Here is an 18,906-nt window from a genome sequence, read left to right as displayed (position 1 = left end):
GTCCTCACCGTTCTTCGTCGTGGTCGCTGTCGCCGCGCACGGCGTCCTCGAGTTCGCTCAGCACCTGTTCCTCGACCAGGTCGGCCAGCGCGGCGACGGTGCGGGTGACCAGCACGTCGCGGGGGGTGAGGGTCACCCCGAAGGCGTCGTTGGCGCGCGAGGAGATGAGCAGGGCGCGCAGGGAGTCGCCGCCCAGGGAGAAGTAGTCGTCCTCCGCGCCCACCGCGGTGTGCAGGGCCTCTTCCCAGATGGCGGCCAGCGCCTCCTCTGTGGGGGTGCGGGGGGCGACGTGCCCCGGTGCCTCCCGCGCGTCCGGTGCGGGCGCGGGCAGGGCGGCCCGGTCGGTCTTGCCGTTCTCGGTGAGCGGGAAGCGCTCCATCACCACGAACGCCGCGGGGATCATGTGCCCGGGCAGGGTGCGGGCGGCCGAGGCCCTCAGCTCGGCGGCCGTGGGCGGCTCGGCGGCCGTGGGCGGCTCGCCGCCGGGTGCGGCGAGCAGGTGGGCCACCAGGCGCGGCAGCCCCGGCTCGTCCTCCCGCACGGTCACCACGGCGTCCAGCACGGCCGGGTGCCGCACCAGGGCCTGTTCGACCTCGCCCGCCTCGATACGGTGCCCGCGGAGCTTGAGCTGGTGGTCGGTGCGGCCCAGGTAGTGCAGCTCGCCGCGGGCGTCACGCCGCACCAGGTCCCCCGTGCGGTACATGCGGGCGCCGGGCGGGCCGAACGGGTCCGCCGTGAAGCGGGCCGCGGTCGCACCGGGACGGTTCAGGTACCCGCGGGCCAACGCCGGGCCGCTCAACCAGAGTTCACCCGCGACACCGTGCGGGACCGGACGCAGCCGCGCGTCCAGGACGTGGGCGCGCGTCGCCGGCAGGGAGCGTCCGATGGGGGGCGCGGTGCCGTCCGGTTCCAGCGGCGCCGACCAGGTGGCGACGACCGTGGCCTCGGTGGGCCCGTAGGAGTTGATCATCCGGTGGTGCGGTGCCCAGCGGGCGACCAGCTCCGCGCCGCAGGTGTCGGCGCCGACCGTGAGGGTCCGCAGGTCCGGCAGGGTGCCCGGGGTGTCCGGCGGGAGGGTGGCCAGCGCGGCCGGCGGCAGCAGTGTGTGGGTGATCCGGGCGCCGCGCAGCACGTCCGCGAGCTCCGCACCGAGCAGCGGTCCCGGCGGAGGTACGACGAGGCAGGCGCCGTTCGGCAGCGACATGCACAGCTCCAGGACGGAGGCGTCGAAGCTGGGTGTGGCGAACGCCAGGACGCGGTCCCCGGGGCCTGTCTGGTAGTGCTCGGCCTCGGCGGCGGCGAAGGCGGCCAGACCCCGGTGGGTGACGACGACGCCCTTGGGCGTGCCGGTGGAGCCCGATGTGTAGATGACGTAGGCCGCGTCGTCCAGGTCGAGCGGGCGGGCGCGGTCGGCGTCGGTGGGCCGGTGCTCCGGGCTTCCGTCCGGCGCGGCCCGGAGCAGCCCGGTGACCTCCGCCGCGTCGAGGGTGAGGGCGGGCTCTGCGTCGCGCAGCATCAGCGCGACCCGTTCGGCGGGGTAGCCCGGGTCGACGGGCAGGAACGCCGCGCCGGTCTTGGCGACCGCGAGTTGGGCGAGGACCATCTCCGCGGAGCGCGGCAGCACCAGGGCGACGAGGTCACCCGGGCCGGCGCCGCGGCCGATGAGGCGGTGCGCCAGTCGGTTCGCCAGGTCCTCCACCTCGGCGAAGGACAGCCGCAGTCCGGGTGCGTCGAGCGCCGGTGCCGTCGGTGACCGGTCCACCCCGGCCTCGATCAGATCGGGCAGGGTCACCGGGGCCGCCGGTGGCGACTCGGGACGTGCGGGCGGATCGAGCAGTCGGGCCCGTTCCTCGGGCGGCAGCACGTCCAGCGCGTCGAGGCGGGCACCGTCCGCGGAGGCGGCCAGGGCACGGAGGGTGTGCAGCAGCCGGGCGGCCAGCGACCGCGCCGTGGCCTCCTCGAAGTACCTGGGGTCGTAGCCGAGTTCGACGCCCAGTCGGTCGCCGGGGGAAATGACCACGGTGAGCGGGTAGTTGGTGGCCTCCCGCGCGTCCAGGTCCCGCACCCGCACGCCGTGGGCGCCCGCCGTCGCGTCGCCCACGGGATAGTTCTCGAAGACCAGCAGGCTGTCGAAGAGCGGCGTTCCCGCAGGCACTCCGCTGAACTCATGCAGGTCCGTCAGCGGGGTGTGGTCGAAGCGGCGGTCCTCGGCGCGGGCCGTCTGCATCTCGCGCAGCCAGGCGTCGCAGGGCGCGTCCTCGTCCACGGTGACGCGTGCGGGCAGGGTGGTGATGAAGAGGCCGGTGATGGTGTCGGCGCCCGGCAGGTCGGCGGGCCGTCCGGAGACGGTGGTGCCGAAGCACACCTCCCGTTCACCGCTCCATCGCGCGAGCAGCAGCGCCCAGGCGCCCTGCACCAGGGTGTTGAGGGTGAGGCGGTGACGGCGGGCGAAATCCTGCAGCCGCCGGGTGTCGGCCGGTTCGAGGCCCTGGGACAGCCAGGTGCCGGAGCGGGCCGGGGAGCCGGGTGCGGGCCGGTGGTCGTAGGGCAGGGGTGTGGGGGCGGTGAGATCCGCGAGGGCCTTCCGCCAGTGGTTCTCGGCCCCGGTCGCGTCCCGGGCGGCGAGCCAGGCGGCGTAGTCGGCGAACGGCCGCCGCTGCGGCAGGCGCGGTTCGTCGCCCCGGGCGAGCGCGGCATGGCACGCCACGACATCGGACAGCACGTGGAAGACGCTCCAGCCGTCCAGCAGCACGTGGTGGAACGTCCACACCACGCGCACCTCGTCCGGGCCGAGCCGGATCAGGGCGACGCGCAGCAGCGGCGCCCGGTCCAGGGCGATGCCGCGCGCCTTGTCCTCGGCCAGCAGCCGCTCCAGCTCCGCCGTCCGCCGCTCGGACGGCAGGGTGCTCCAGTCGTGCTCGGTGACGGGCAGCGGGGCGTCGCGGTGGACCGTCTGGAGCGGCACGGCGGCGTCGAGAACGACCGCGCTGCGCAGCACGGGGGTGCGGTCGACGACGTGCTGCCAGGCGGCCGCCAGTGCGCCGGTGTCGCGCACGCCGTCGAGCACGAAGGTGATCTGCTCGACGTACAGCCCCTCCCCCGGTTCGTCCATCGCGTGCACGACCATGCCGGTCTGGGTGTGGGTGAGGGGGTAGGCGTCCTCGATCCCGCGGCCGGTGCCGACCAGCCGGTCGACGGCCGCCTGGTCCAGCGGAGCCAGCGGGAAGTCGGCGGGGGTGCGGCCCCCCGCATCGGGCCGGGCGCAGTGCCGCACGATGGCGCGCAGTTCGCCGGTCAGTTCGGCGGCCAGCCGCTCGACGGTGTCGCGGCGGTGGATCCCACGCGAGTAGGCCCAGGTGAACTCCAGTCGTTTGTCGACGACTCGACCCATCACGTCGAGGAGGTGGGGCCGTTCCGCGGACGGGTCCATGCCGCCCGCGAGTCCGCCCCAGGGTGCCCGCAGGAGACCGTCCGGGGACGCGTTCCAGTCCTGCTGCCCGAGGTAGTTGAAGCCGACCTGCGGCAGCGGTGGGAGCTGTTCACCCGCGGTGGGGTGCAGGTGTCGCAGGGCGCCGTAGCCCAGTCCGCGCCGGGGTACGGCCCGCAGGCCCTCCTTGACCGACTTGAGGGCGGTCCCGGTGTCCGCGTCCCGGGGCACGTCGAGGGCGACGGGGAACACGGTGGTGAACCAGCCGACGGTACGGGCGAGATCGACGTCGTCGAACAACTCCTCACGGCCGTGGCCCTCCAGCGTCACCGCCACCCGGTCCCGTCCGGTCCAGCGGGTCAGGACCCGGCCGAGGGCGCACAGCAGCACGTCGTCGACGCGGGTGCGGTACACGTCCGGTACGTCCTGCAGAAGGCGCCGGGTCTCCTCGCCGTCCAGCGCGACCGTCAGCGTCTCCTCGCAGCCGACCGTGTTCGCTCCGGAGAGGTCGGCCGGAAGGGCGCCCCGGGTGTCCAGGGCCCGCCAGTGGGCGAGTTCGTCGTCGAAGCCGCCGGCCGCGGTGTGCGCGGCGAGCCGCTCGGACCACGAGCGGTAGGAGGTGGTCTTCGGTCCGAGGTCCGGACGCCGCCCGGCGCGCAGTGACCGGTACGCGGCTTCGAGGTCCTCCAGGATGACCCGCCACGAGACCGCGTCGACCACCAGGTGGTGGGCGCTCAGCAGCAGCACCGGACGCCGGCCGTCGCCGGGGCGGCACAGGGCGCCCCTGAACAGCGGGCCGGAGGTCAGGTCGAAGCCGGTGCCGAGCAGGGCGGCGCGCTCGCGCAGTGCGGCGTCGGTGTCGGTGCCCTCGGGGAGTTCGTGCACCTCCAGGTGCGCTGCCGCGCCGGGTGCGGTGCCGTACTGGCGGTGGCGTCCGTCGCCGGTCCGCTCGAACCGCAGGCGCAGCGCGTCGTGGTGGGCGAGGACGGCGGTGAGGGCGGCGCGCAGCGCCGTCTCGTCGGTGTCGTCGGCGATCCGGAAGGCGACCGACTGCGTGAAGTGCGCCGGGTCGCCGGTGAGGGTGTCGAGCAGCCAGTGCTGGACCGGCGTGAGCGGCACCTCGCCGACGACGGGGCCCTGTTCGGCCGACGACACCGGGGCGGGCAGTTCCTCGGCGGCGACGGCCAGTTCGGCCACGGTCTGGTGCTGGAACAGGTGCCGCGGGGTCAGGGCGAGGCCGGCCCGGCGGGCGGCGGAGACGATCTGGATGCCGAGGATCGAGTCACCGCCCAGTGCGAAGTAGTTGTCCTGCGCCCCCACTTGCGGCACGCCGAGCACCTCGGACCAGATCGCGGCGAGTGTCCGCTCGGTGCCGGTGCGCGGCGGGCGGCCGTCCTCGGACGCGGGGGCGGCCCACACGGGGGCGGGCAGCGCCCTGCGGTCCAGCTTGCCGGTGGCGCCGAGCGGCAGCCGCTCCAGCGGCACCACGGCCGCCGGTACCAGATGGCCGGGGAGCGAGCGGGCGAGGAAGTCGCGCAGCGCGGCGGGGTCGGGTGCGTCGGCGCCCGCGGGGACGGCGTAGCCCACCAGCCGCCGGTGGCCGTCGTGTTCCACCACCCGCGCGGCGGCCGCGGCCACCAGCGGGTGCTGGGCCAGGGCGGCCTCGACCTCGCCCAGTTCGATGCGGAATCCCCGGACCTTCACCTGGTCGTCCGTCCGGCCGAGGTACAGCAGGTCGCCCTGCGCGGTCCACCGCACCAGGTCGCCGGTGCGGTACATGCGGCTGCCGGGCGGTCCGTAGGGGTCGGCCAGGAAGCGGGAGGCGGTCAGGCCGGGCCGGCCCAGGTAGCCGCGGGCCACGCCCGTCCCGGCGAGGTACAGCTCGCCAGGAGCCCCGGAGGGCACCGGGCGAAGGCGGCCGTCCAGGACGTAGGCGCGGGCGCCGCCGACGGGCCGGCCGATCGCCGGGACCCGGTCGGGTTCCGCCGGGTCGCAGGTGAAGGCCGTAGCGTACACGGTGGCCTCGGTGGGCCCGTAGATGTTCATCACCCGGCAGCCGGGGACCGCGGCCCGGACCTGCTGCACGGTGCGGACGGGCAGTGCCTCTCCGGCGAGGACGACGGTGTCCGCGGTGACGTCGACGGTGTCCTCGGCCAGCAGCCGGCCGAGCGCGGAGGGCACGGCGCTGAGGAGGCCCGCGGTCCACGGCCGGTCGCGCTCGGCGAGGGCCAGCAGGTCGCGGACGATCTCGACGCAGCCTCCGGCGAGCAGCGGGGAGAAGATCTCGAACACCGACACGTCGAAGTTGAGCGAGGTGGAGGCCACCACGTGGGCGAGCCCCCGGCCGGCGAACTCGGCGGCGGCCCAGTCGGTCAGCGCCACCACCGAGGCGTGGGCGACCACGACTCCCTTGGGGCGGCCCGTCGAGCCGGAGGTGTGGATGACGTAGGCGGGGTGGCCCGGCAGCAGGGTGCCGCGCCGTTCGGCGTCGCCGAGGTCGGCGCCGGATCCGGCGGCCAGGCGGGCGGCGCAGTCGGGATCGTCCAGGGCGATCCGCGCGAAGGGCCCGTCCGGGAGCCGGCCGGAGGTCTCGGCGCTCGTCACCACCGCGTCGGGGCGCACGTCGTCGAAGAGGAAGGCGATGCGCTCGGCGGGGTGGCCGGGATCGACGGGGAGGTAGGCGGCGCCGCTCTTGAGCACCGCCAGGAGGGCGACGACCAGGTCGGCGCCGCGGGGCAGGGCCAGGGCGACGAACCGCTCCGGGCCGGCGCCCGCGTCGACGAGCAGCCTGGCCAGCCGGTTGGCCCGCTCGTTGAGCTGCCGGTAGCTGAGGCACTCCGCGCCCGCCAGCACCGCCGGTGCGTCCGGGGTGCGTGCGGCCTGCTCCTGGAACACCTCGGGCAGGGTCCGCCGCGGCGTCCGCGCGACCGGTCCGCCCAGCCGGTCGAGGAGGCGGCGGCCCTGCTCGGGGGCGACCAGCGGCAGGTCGGCCAGGCGCCGGCCGGGGTCGGCGGCCATCTCGGTCAGGAGTGTGCGCAGGCTCCCTCCGAGCCCCTCGACCGTCGTGCGGTCGAAGGCCTGCGGGTCGTAGTCCAGGGCGACCGCGAGCGTGTCTCCGGGGGCGACCACCACACTGAGGGGGTAGTTGGTCGGCTCCAGGTCGCGTTCCTGCTCCATGGCCAGTCCGTGCCGGGACAGGGCGTCGCCGTCGAAGGGGTAGTTCTCGAAGACGACGATGCTGTCGAACAGCGTGGTGCCGCCGGGGACCTCGCTCCAGCTCTGCAGTTGGGCGAGGGAGACGAACTCGTGGCGCCGGGCCTCCGACTGCGCGGCCTGGAGCTCGCACAGCCACTCCACCAGAGGCCTGCCTCCGTCGATGCGCGCGCGGGTGGGCAGCGTGTTGATGAACACCCCGACCATGGAGGTCACACCGGGCAGCTCGGCGGGGCGGCCGGACACCGTCGTCCCGAACACCACGTCGTCCCCGCCGCCGTAGCGGGACAGCAGCAGCGCCCAGGCTCCCTGGAGCATCGTGTTGACCGTGAGCCCCGCCCGCTGCGCGGTCTCGCGCAGCTCCGCCGACACGCCCGCGTCGAGCGTCACCCGCACCGAGCCCGACGAGGAGGCGCCGTGGGTCTCGGCCGGCCGCCGGTCGCGCGGCAGTTCGGTGGGGACGGAGAAGCCGGCCAGTGCCTCGCGCCAGTACCGTTCCGCGGCCTCGGTGTCCTGCCGGGCCAGCCAGCCCAGGTAGTCGCCGAAGGGCGCGCGGTCGGGGAGCTGCGGCCGGCGCCCGGCCGTCAGCGCCGCGTACCGCTCACACACCTCGTCGAACACCTGGGCGGCGCTCCAGCCGTCGAGCAGCACGTGGTGGAAGGTCCACACCATCCGCACCCGGTCGGACGACAGCCGGATCAGCGCCAGCCGCATCAGCGGCGCCGCGGCCAGGTCCACACCGGCCCGGCGGTCCTCGGCGAGCATGCGGTCGAGTTCCCGCTCGCACCGCTCGGCGGGCCATTCCGACCAGTCGTGGTGGGTGATCGGCACCTCGGCCCGGTGCTGCACGAGCTGGAGGGGCTCGGGCGTCTCCTGCCACACCAGCCGGGTGCGCAGCATCGGGTTGGCGTCCGCGGTCCCCTGCCACGCCGCGGCGAACGCGTGCGGATCGGAGACGCCGGACAGCACCAGCTGCACCTGGTTGACATAGGTGCGGGCGTCCGTGTCCAGCAGGCTGTGGAACAGCATGCCGGCCTGCATCGGCGTCAGCGGGTACAGATCGGCGACCTCGCGCCCGTCGCCCACGACCCGGTCCACCGCCGCCTGGTCGAGACGGGCCAGCGGGAAGTCCGACGGCGTGCGCCCGCCCGCCTCCGGTCGTGCGCAGTGGGCGACCAGGTCCTCCAGCGCCTGCCGCATCCGCTCCGCCAGCCCGGTGACCGTCTCCTCGCGGTGCAGGCCCGCGCTGTAGTGCCAGGTGAGCTCCAGTTCGTCGTCCGCCACCCGGGCCACCACGTCGAGCAGGTGCGGGCGCACGGACTCGGGGGCCTCCGCGCCGTCCAGGCCCTCGGGCACCGAGCGGACGAGCACGCCGTCGCGGGCGGACCAGTCGAACCGGCCCAGGTAGTTGAAGCTCACGCCGGGCATGGGCGCGTCCCGGAGACCCTCGTATCGCGCCAGGTACCGCAGCGCGCCATGGCCGAGGCCCCGTTCCGGCACCGCCCGCACCTGCTCCTTGACGGACTTCAGGGCGCTGCCCCAGTCCCCGTCCGGCACGTCGAGGGCGACCGGGAACAGGGTGGTGAACCAGCCGACGGTACGGGACAGGTCGACGTCGTCGAAGAGCTGGTCCTCGCGGCCGTGTCCTTCGAGATCGACGGCGACGGTGCGCCGGCCCGTCCAGTCGGCGAGCAAACCGGCCAGGGCGGTCAGCAGGACGTCGTCGATGCGCGTGCGGTAGACGCCCGGCACCTTCCGCAGCAGGTCGCCGGTGCGCTGCCGGTCGAGGCGGACGGTCACCGCGCGCACCTCGGCCGTCGTGTTGCCGCCGTCGCCGTCCACGGGGAGCGGTGCCGCGCAGTGCCGCGCCACCGCCTCCCAGTGGGCACGCTGCGCGGCGAAGCCGCCCTCGTCGGTGTGCGTGCGCAGCCGGCGCGCCCATTCCCGGACGGACGTGGTGCGGTCCGGCAGTCGTACCGGCTCCCCGGCGAGGGCCTGCCGGTAGGCGGTCTCCAGGTCCTCCAGGAGGACGCGCCAGGAGACGCCGTCGACGACCAGGTGGTGCACGGTCAGCAGGAGCCGGTCGGAGCGGGTCGCCGGATCGGTCCCGGGGCGTGCGGCGGGGACCCCGGTGAAGAGCCGGGCGGCGAGCAGCGGACCGGTGTCGAGGCGGAAGGAGGCGTGCGCCTCGGCCGTGACACGGGCCTCGGTCTCCTCGGCCTCGGCGGTGTCCGCACCGCCCAGGTCGCAGACCCGCAGCAGCTCCGGTGCCGCCGCGTCCGGGGAGGCGCAGTCCTGGTGCCAGGAGCCGTCGTCCCGGGGAGTGAAGCGGGAGCGCAGGGCGTCGTGGTGGGCCCACAGGGCCGCCAGGGCACGGCGCAGGGCGTCCGGGTCGACGTCGGCCGTCCGCACCGAGACGGACTGGTTGAAGAACTCCGGGCGTCGGGGCGCGGCGTCGAGGAACCAGTGCTGGATGGGTGTGAGGGCGACCTCGCCGCTCACCGGCGCCGTGCCCGCGACGGGGGCGGCGGTTCCGGTGGCGGCGGCCAGGGTGGCCACCGTGGGATGCCGGAACAGGTCCCGGGGCGTCAGCGCGAGTCCTGCGGCACGGGCCCGCGAGACGACCTGGATGCTGAGGATCGAGTCCCCGCCCAGCATGAAGAAGTTGTCGTCGGCGCCGACGCGTTCGACGCCGAGCAGCTCCGCCCAGATCGCGGCGAGGGCCTGTTCGGTGCCGGGGCGCGGTGTGCGGTACGCGGTGTCGCCGGCCGCCGACCAGTCGGGGGCGGGCAGGCGCCGCCGGTCCACCTTGCCGTTGGCCGTCACGGGCAGCTCGGCCACCGTGACGAACGCGGCCGGCAGCATGTAGTCGGGCAGACCGGCCGACAGGTGGGCGCGCAGCTCGGTGGCGGGCGGTACGGCCGTGGCCGGGGCGGGGACGAGGTGGGCGGCCAGCCGCTTGCGGCCGGCGTCCTCGTACACCGAGACGACCGCCTCCGCGATCGCCGGGTGGGCGGTCAGCCGGGCCTCGATCTCGGCGGGTTCCACCCGGAAGCCGCGGATCTTGATCTGGTCGTCCGCGCGTCCCACGAAGTGGAGTTCGCCGTCCGCGCTCCAGCGCACGATGTCGCCGGTACGGTACATGCGGCCGCCTGCGGGGCCGAAGGGGTCGGCGAGGTAGCGCGCGGCGGTCGCCCCCGGGCGCCGGGCGTAACCCCGGGCCAGGCCGGCACCGGCCACGTACAACTCGCCCGGTATGCCCGGTGGTTGCGGCTGGAGAGCGTCGTCCAGGACGTACACCCGGGTGTTGTCCAGCGGGCGTCCGATGGGCAGCACGGGAGGCAGCGGATCGCCGGAGCGGAAGACGCGCCGGGTGGCGAAGGTGGTGGTCTCGGTCGGGCCGTAGCCGTCGACGACGGTCAGGCCCGGGCAGGCGTCCAGGACGCGCCGCACCACGGCGCCCGGCACGGCCTCGCCTCCGGTCCACACCTCCCGGGCGCCGCGCAGACACGCGGGGTCCTCCTGGGCGAGCAGGCGGAACAGTCCGGCGGTGAGCCAGAGGCAGCGCACGCCCTGTTCGTCGATCGCCCGGCGGACGACGCCGGCGTCCAGGTCCGTCGGCGGTGCCAGGACGGCCGTTCCGCCGCGCAGCAGCGGTACCCACAGCTCGTAGGTGGAGGCGTCGAAGGCGTGCGGGGAGTGGACGAGTACGCGGTCGTGGCCGGCGAAGGCCCGGTCCAGCGCCAGCGCGGCGACGTCCCGCTGACGCACGGCGACGCCCTTGGGGACGCCGGTGGAGCCGGAGGTGAACATGAGGTACTGGACGTTGTCCGGGTGCACCGGGGCGCCGTACGGACGCTCCGTACCGGATGCGTCGGCGTCGGGGCCGGTGTCCGCGTCCAGCCGTACGACCTCACCCGCGGGGTGCACCGTCCGGGCCGCCTCCTCGTGGACCGCGTCCGTGAGCAGCAGGTGGGCGCCCGCCTCCGTGAGCATCCGCCGCCGGCGCTCGGCCGGTGTCCGGACGTCCAGCGGGACGTAGACACCGCCGAGCCGGGCGAGCGCCAGCTGGGCGACGACCAGGGTGGCCGAACGGTCCATGAGCACGCCCACCGGGACCTCGGGCCGGACGCCGAGCGCGGTCAGCCGGGCCGCCAGGGCCCCGGCCCGGGAGTCGAGCTCCCGGTACGTGACGTGCTCGGCGCCTGCCTCCAGGGCGACGGCGTCCGGTGTGCGGCGCACCTGCGCGGCGAACAGTTCGGCGACGGTGGTGTCCGCGTCCGGTTCGCCGGTGTCCGTGGCGTTCCACTCGCGGACGACCTGGTGGCGGCGGGCGGGGGTCAGCAACGGCAGACGAGCAGGCGGGAGTTGGGGTGCCGCGGCGATACCCTCCAGCAGGACGGTGAGGTACTCGGCCATGCGCGCGACGGTGCCGGCGTCGAACAGCTCCGGGTCGTAGCCGAGGCGCAGTCCGAGTTCCGGGCCGGGGTAGGCGACGAGGCTCAGCGGGTAGTTGGTGGTCTCGATGCCGTCGAGGTCGCTCAGGCGCAGTCCGTGCGCGGCGGCGAGGCTGTCGTCGACGGGATAGTTCTCGAAGACGACGATGCTGTCGAACAGGCCGACGCGGTCCGGCAGTTCGGTGAACGCCTTCATGCGGGCGAGTGGTGTGTGTCCGAAGCGCCGGTCCTCGCTCTGGTCCTGCTGCAGACGGTTCAGCCAGGCGAGGAGGGGCTCGTCGTGCGGCACCGTGACACGGGTGGGCAGCGTCGTGATGAACAGGCCGGTCATGGATTCGGCGCCGGCCAGCTCGGGGGGACGTCCCGAGACCGTGGTGCCGAACAGCACGTCCCGGCGGCCCGCCTGACGGCTCAACAGGAGTGCCCAGGCGCCCTGGACGAGAGTGTTGAGGGTCAGTCCCGCCGTCCTGGCCAGCTCCACGAGGGCCCGGCTCGTCGTGGCCGGGACCGTGGCACGGACCGCCTCCGTGGACTCGGCCCGGTGGCTTTCGCGCGGCTCGCGGTCGTAGGGCAGCGCGGTGTTCTCCGCCAGCCCCGACAGGCGCTCCTGCCAGTGCCGTTCGGCCGCCGCCCGGTCGCGGTCGCGCAGCCAGGCCACGTAGTCGCGGAACGGGCGCCGGTCGGGCAGGACGTCGTCGGCCGCCGGACCGGACCCCTCGGGGGTGCCAGTGGTCGGGGAATGGCAGGCGAAGACGTCCGACAGGACCTGGAACAGGCTCCAGCCGTCGAGGATCAGGTGGTGGAAGGACCACACCACCCGCACGCTGTCGTCGGACACCCGGGCGAGCACCAGGCGCTGCAGCGGAGCCCGGCCCAGATCGATGCCGGTGGCGCGGTCGTCGTCCAGCAACTCCCGCAGCCGCTCGTCACGTTCAGGCTCGGACAGCGCGCGCCAGTCGGCGTGCACGACCGGCACGGCGGCGTGGCGCTGGACGACGAGCAGCGGTTCCGGCATGTCCTGCCAGACGACTCGGCCGCGCAGGACGGGGGTGCGGTCCGCGACCCGCTGCCAGGCCGCGGCCAGTGCGGCGGGGTCGGGTATCCCGTCCAGCACGAAGGTGAGCTGCTGGAAGTACGCGCTGCGCTCGTCCTGGGCGAGTCCGTGGAACAGCATGCCGGCCTGGGTCGGTGTGAGGGCGTGGACGTCCTCCACCGCGCCGGGGTCGTCCCCCACGATCCGGTCCACGGCCCGCTGGTCCAGTCGCGCCAGCGGGAAGTCCGAGGGGGTGCGCCCGGCGGTGCCGGGCCGGGCGGCGTGCCGGGCCAGACCGGCCAGCTCGTCGGCGAAGCGTCCGGCGAGCTCCGCCACGGTGTCCTCCCGGTGCCGCTCGGCGGAGTAGAACCAGGTGAACTCCAGTGCGTCGCCGTCCAGTCGGCCCACGACCTCCAGGGCGTGCGGGCGCCGAGCCAGCGGGTGGGCGTCCAGTTCGAGCGGGCGGAACGGGGCGGCGAAGAGGCTGTCGGGCCCGCCGTCCGGCAGTCCGAACCGGCCCAGGTAGTTGAAGCTCACCTGTGCGGTCGGCGCCGGGAGCGGCTCCCCGGGGCGGACCAGGTGCCGCAGGACGCCGTGCCCCAGTCCGTGCCGGGGCACCGCACGGAGGTCCTCCTTGACCCGCTTGAGGACGGTGTCCCAGTCCGCGTCCGGCGGCACGGTCAGCGCCACGGGATGGCGGGTCGTGAACCAGCCGACGGTGCGGCTGGTGTCGACGTCGTCGAACAGTTCCTCCCGGCCGTGCCCTTCGACGTCGACCACGACGCGGTCGTGCCCGGTCCACCCGCACAGCGCCCGGCCCAGGGCGCTCAGCAGGACGTCGTTGGCCTGGGTGCGGTAGGTCTCGGGGAGGGTGCGCAGCAGGGCGGCCGTGTCCTCGGCGCCCAGGCGGACGGTCACCGAGCGTGCCGTCGCGTAGGTGCCGGCGCCCTCGTCCGCCGGCAGGGCCGTGGTACGGCTGCCGGCCCCCTCCGGGTCGGCCGTCGCGGTGTCCGCGTCCGTCCCCTGCCGTGCCCAGTACGCGGTCTCGTCCGCGAAGCCGCCGTCGGCGGCGAGGTCGGTCAGCCGGCGCGCCCAGTGCCGCAGGGCCGAGGACTTCGACGGCAGCGCGGCCGTCCCGTCACGGCCCTCGCGGCGGGCGCGGTAGGCCCGGTCGAGGTCCTCCAGCAGGACGCGCCAGGAGATTCCGTCGACGACCAGGTGGTGGACGGCCAGGTGCAGGACCGGGGGCCGGCCCGCCCCCCGGTCGTGCAGCACGGCGCGCAGCAGGGGGCCCCGGGACAGGTCGAAGGGGCCGGTGTGCGGGGCGTCGGTGTCGGGGCCGGTGTGGTGCGCCAGTTCCAGCCGGGGTGCCCGGTCGTCGATGTGCCAGCGGACTCCGGTGTCGCCGTCCGCGGTGAGGAAGCGGGAGCGCAGCGCGTCGTGATGCGTGACCAGGTCGTTCAGGGCGTCTTCGAGCGCCGTCTCGTCGACGGCGTCGGGCAGTCGTACCGACAGCGTCTGGGCGAAGTGGCCCGCCCGTTCGGCCGCGCTCTCGAAGAGCCAGTGCTGAATGGGCGTCAGTGGCACCGTGCCGGTGGCCGCGACCGGGGCGGGTGCGGCCGGCCGGCGGCTCCCGGCCGCGTCGGCGCAGCGGGCGAGCGCGGCGACCGTCTGATGGCGGTAGACGTCGCGGGACGTCACCGTCAGGCCGGCCCGCCGGGCCTGCGCCACCACCTGGATGCTGAGGATGGAGTCGCCGCCGAGGGCGAAGAAGTTGTCGTCCGCCCCGACCCGCTCCACGTGCAGGACGTCCGCCCAGATGGTGGCGAGGGTCCGCTCGGTGGGCGTGCGGGGCGCGACGTGACGCGTGGTGTGCGGCGCGGGCCCGGGGTCGGGCAGCCGGGCGCGGTCCAGTTTGCCGTTGGGGTTGAGCGGCAGGGAGTCCAGCACCACCACGGCGGCGGGCACCATGTAGTCCGGCAGGGAGGCGGCGAGCGTCCGCCGTACCGCCTCCGGCTCGACGCGCGCTCCCGTGGCGGGCACGACATAGCCCACCAGGCGCCGGTGGCCCTCGCTCTCCCGCACGCCTGCGGCGGCCTCGGCCACACCCTCGCAGCCGCGCAGTGCCTCCTCGACCTCGCCGAGTTCGATGCGGAATCCGCGTACCTTGACCTGCTGGTCGGTCCGCCCGAGGTATTCGAGTTCGCCGTCGGCGGTCCAGCGCACCAGGTCCCCGGTGCGGTACATCCGGTCGCCGGGCGCGCCGTGGGGATCGGCGACGAAGCGGGCGGCGGTCAGGCCGGGGCGGCGCAGGTAACCGCGTGCCAGGCCGCCGCCTCCGAGGTAGAGCTCTCCCGTCACCCCCGGGGGCTGCGGGCGCAGCAGGCGGTCCAGGACGTAGGCCCGGGTACGGGCCACCGGCCTGCCGATCGGCGGGGCCTGGTCGGGGACGGCGTCGCCGGCGAACCAGGCGGTGGCGTAGACGGTGGCCTCGGTCGGCCCGTAGATGTTGGCCACCTCGCCGCCGGGCATGGCGCGGCGCAGGTCGCGCACGGTCTGCGCGGGCAGTGCCTCGCCCGCCAGGACGACCGTGTCGGCCTCGACGGCGGTGGCGTCCCCGGTGAGCATCCGGGAGACCACCGACGGCACCCCGCTGACCAGCCCGGCCCGCCTGGGTCCCGGCGCGTCGGCGAGGGCGGGCAGGTCGGCGACCAGTTCGACGCTGCCGCCGGCCAGCAGGGGGCACAGCATCTCGAAGACGGACACGTCGAAGTTGAGCGAGGTGGACGCCACGACGTGCGCCAGCCCTCGGGTGCCGAACTCCTCCTGGGCCCAGGCGGCCAGCGCGGCCACACTGCGCTGGGCGACCACGACCCCTTTGGGGCGGCCGGTCGATCCCGAGGTGTAGATGACGTACGCGGGGTGACCGGGGTCCAGGGGCTGCGGGCGCTCGGCATCGCTGACGTTCACATCCGCCGAGTCGGCCGCATCGGTCCCGCCGACCGAGCCCGCCCCACCGGCCCCGCCATTCGAACCCAGCGCATCGCGTCCGGCGGCGTCGGCCCCCTCGGCCTCCGTCCCGCAGTTCTCCAGGGTCAGCGCATCGCACCCGTCGGGCAGCACGGCCGCCGTCTCCCGGGTGGCCACGACCAGCGCGGGAGCCGCGTCGTCGAGCATGAAGCGGATGCGCTCGGCCGGGTATCCGGGGTCCACCGGCAGATAGCCCGCGCCGGACTTCAGCACCGCCCACAGCACCGGCAGCAGATCGGCGGTGCGGGGCAGGCACAGCGCCACGAGCGTCTCGGGGCCGGCGCCGCGGGCCAGCAGCACGCGGGCGAGCCGGTTGGCACGCCGGTTCACCTCCGCGTAGTCCAGGCGGACGGGGCCGCAGACGACGGCGGTCCGGTCCGGGGTCCGGGCCGCCTGCGCCTCGAAGAGCGCCGCCAGGGTGCTGTCCCCGGTGTCCTGCCGGTCGCGAGCCGGCGGGTTCCAGGCGTCGAGCAGCGTGCGGCGCTCCTCGTCCGACAGCAGCGGCAGTTCGGCGAGCGTCCGGTGCGGCCCGTCCGCCATGCCCTCCAACAGGCGGTGAAGGTGGCGGCTCATCCGGGCGACGGTGCGTGCCTCGAAGAGGTCCGTGTTGTACTCGACCGTCAGCTCCGATCCGCCGTCCGGGCGCGGCGCGAATTCCAGGACCAGGTCGAAGCGGGCGGCCGGGCGGGGAAGCGGGTGGTCCTCGATCCGCAGGCCGCCGGCCCGGCCGGGGTGGGCCGGGGCGGTCTGCTGGACCACGAGCGCCTGCACCAGCGGGGTGCGGCTGGGGTCCCTGGGCGGGGCCAGCTCCTCCACGACCCGGTCGAAGGGCACTCCGTCGTGCGCGAAGGCGTCCAGCACGGTCGCCCGCATGCTCTCCACGAACCGGTCGACGGTGACGTCGTCGTCGACCTCGGCGCGCAGCACCACGGTGTTGGCGAAGAAGCCGGTCACGTCCTCCAGGTCCCGGCGCCCCCGACCGTTGGTGACGGTGCCGAAGGCGACGTCCCGCTGCCCGGAGTACCGGGAGAACAGCACCGCCGCGGCACCGGCGAACAGGGTGAACACGGTGGTGCCGCGGCCGCCCGCCAGGTTCCGCAGCCTCGCCACCAGTCCGGCGGGGATCTCGTGCCGGTGCGCAGCTCCCGCGGTGGTGCGCACGGCGGGCCGGGGCCGGTCCGTGGGCAGTTCCAGCTGCTGCATCCCGGTCAGGTGGCGCTTCCAGTAGGCGAGGCTCTCGGCGTCACCGCCGGCGGACCGCAGCCCGGCCTCCCACACCGCGAAGTCCGGGTACTGCACGCCCGGCGCGGGCAGGCCGTCGGGGGCTCCGGACACCTCGGCGCGGTAGAGCGCCGCGAGGTCGCGGGTCAGTACGCCCACCGACCAGCCGTCGGTGACGATGTGGTGCTGGGCCAGCAGGAGCAGGTGGTCGTCATCGGTGCGGCGGACGAGCAGGGCCCGGGTGAGCGGCCCCCGCGCCAGGTCGTGGGGGCGGCCCAGTTCCTCGGTGAGCAGGCGTTCGGTGGCCTCGGCACGGCGGTCGGCGGAGAGTTCCCCGAGGTCCGCGGTGCGCAACGGCACCGTCGCCTCGCCGTGCACTCTCTGCACCGCCTGCCCCTCCACGGTGGTGAAGGTGGTGCGCAGGGAGTCGTGGCGGGCGGCGAGCCGGTCCAGGGCGCGCCGCAGCGCGCCGCCGTCGAGCGGCCCGCGCAGGCGCAGCGCCACTCCGGTGTTGTACTCGGTACCGCCCGCGGTGAGGTCGTCGAGGAACCACAGCCGCCGCTGCGCGCTGGACAGCGGGAGCGGCTGGTCCCGCGGGGCGGGCGGGATCGCTTCCGGCGGGGCGGTGGTGGCCGGTTCACCGAGCAGCGGGGCCAGCGCGGCGACCGTCCGCGCGGTGAACACGTCACGGACCGACAGCCGTACGCCCAGTCGGTCCCTGATCCGGGACAGCACGCGGGCGGCGAGGATCGAGTCGCCGCCCAGGTCGAAGAAGTCGTCGTCGGCGCCGACGGCGTCCACGCCCAGCACGTCCGCCCAGATCGCTGCCAGTGCCCGCTCCTCGGCGGTGCGCGGCGGGACATGGCTCGCGACGGGGGCCGGGCCGGGAGCGGGCAGGGCGCGCCGGTCGACCTTGTGCTGCGGGGTGAGGGGCAGTTCGGCCAGGACGACGACGGCCGACGGGACCAGGTGCGCCGGCAGCACGGCGGTGAGCGCGGCGCGCAACTCGCCCGGGTCCGGGGCCTGTTGCGGGTCGGTGGGCGTGACGTAGCCGACGAGCCGCTGCCGCCCCGGCTCGTCCTCGCGTACGACGACGACGGCCTCACGGACGCCGTTCCGGCACGCGAGGGCCGCCTCGATCTCCCCCGGTTCGATCCGGAAGCCGCGCACCTTCACCTGCCGGTCCAGCCGGCCGAGGAACTCCAGCTCGCCGTCCGCGGTCCAGCGCGTCCGGTCGCCGGTGCGGTACAGCCGGGCGCCGGGCGGCCCGAAGGGGTCGGCGACGAAGCGCGCCGCGGTCAGGCCGGGACGGCCGAGATAGCCGCGGGCCAGCCCGTCGCCGCCGACGTACAGTTCGCCGTCCGTGCCGGGCGGTACGGGCCGCATCGCCTCGTCCAGCACGTAGGCCCGCAGCCCGGGCAGGGGAGCGCCGATCGTCGGGGTGCCGCGGCCCGCGGCCAGCTCGCCGGTCCAGGACGTGACGATGGTGGCCTCGGTCGGCCCGTACGAGTTGATCATGCGGCGGCCGGGGGCCCAGCGGTCGACGAGGGCCGCCGGACAGGCCTCGGCTCCCACGATCAGCGTGCGCAGCCGGCGTGCGCAGCCGTGGACCGCCGGGTCGGGAAGTGTGGCGAGCGCGGCGGGCGGGATCAGGGCGTGGGTGATGCGGAACTCGTCGAGCACGGCGGCGAGTTCGTCGCCCAGCCAGGGGCCGTCGGGCGGGACGACCATGGTGGCGCCCGTCAGGAGGGAGATGAACAGCTCCAGGACGGAGGCGTCGAAGCTGGGCGAGGAGAACTGCAGGACGCGGTCGCCCGGACCCACGGCGTACCGCCGCGCGGCGGCCCGCGCGAAGCCGCCGATGCCGCGGTGGGTGACCGTGACGCCCTTGGGGGTCCCGCTGGATCCGGAGGTGTAGATGACGTACGCGGCATGGTCGGCCGCCACCGCCGGGAGCCGGGTAGCGGCCCCTTGGCCCGGGTCCCCGGCCATCACCTCGCGCACCCGGTCCAGGTCGTCGAGGACCACGGCGGGGCGGGCGTCGGACAGCATCAGGGCACGCCGCTCGGCCGGGTACCCGGGGTCGACGGGCAGGAAGGCGGCACCTGCCCGCGCCACGGCGAGTTCCGCCGCGACCAGTTCCATGGAGCGGGGCAGGACCAGCGCGACGGACCGGTCGGGCCCGGCGCCCTGCCGCACGAGGTCGGCGGCCAACAGGTCGGCCCGTGCCGCCAGTTCACGGTAGGACCAGGTCCGCAGGCCGTCGGTCAGCGCGGGTGCCGACGGGGTGCGGACGGCCTGCGCGGCGAACAGCTCACCCAGCGGGGGGTGCGGTGCAGTGCGGGCACCGAGGCCGCCGGGCGCGGCTGCGTCGTCGGCCTGCGGTGAGCGGGGCGCGGGGATGGCCATGTCGTGCGGGTCCGTCATGGGGAGTCCTTTTGGGCGAAGAACGAAGCGGTGCGCGCGGACACGGGCGGCCGGGGAGACGGCCCGAGGACCCGACGCGGCGGTGGGGTGGCTGCCCG

General features: G+C 75.3%; 1 protein-coding gene. It reads right to left on the bottom strand.

From position 1 onward, the window contains the following. Positions 1 to 4 precede the first annotated feature (4 nt). Positions 5 to 18,808 (bottom strand): non-ribosomal peptide synthetase, encoded by an 18,804-nt coding sequence (locus ACZ4NT_RS12630; RefSeq protein ID WP_467725121.1) that lies wholly within the window; start codon positions 18,806 to 18,808, stop codon positions 5 to 7. Positions 18,809 to 18,906 lie beyond the last annotated feature (98 nt).

The sequence above is a fragment of the Streptomyces sp. NPDC026417 genome, assembly GCF_055567695.1.
Note: the sequence above shows the minus strand (reverse complement) of the source record. Positions and strands in the feature narration are given on the sequence as shown.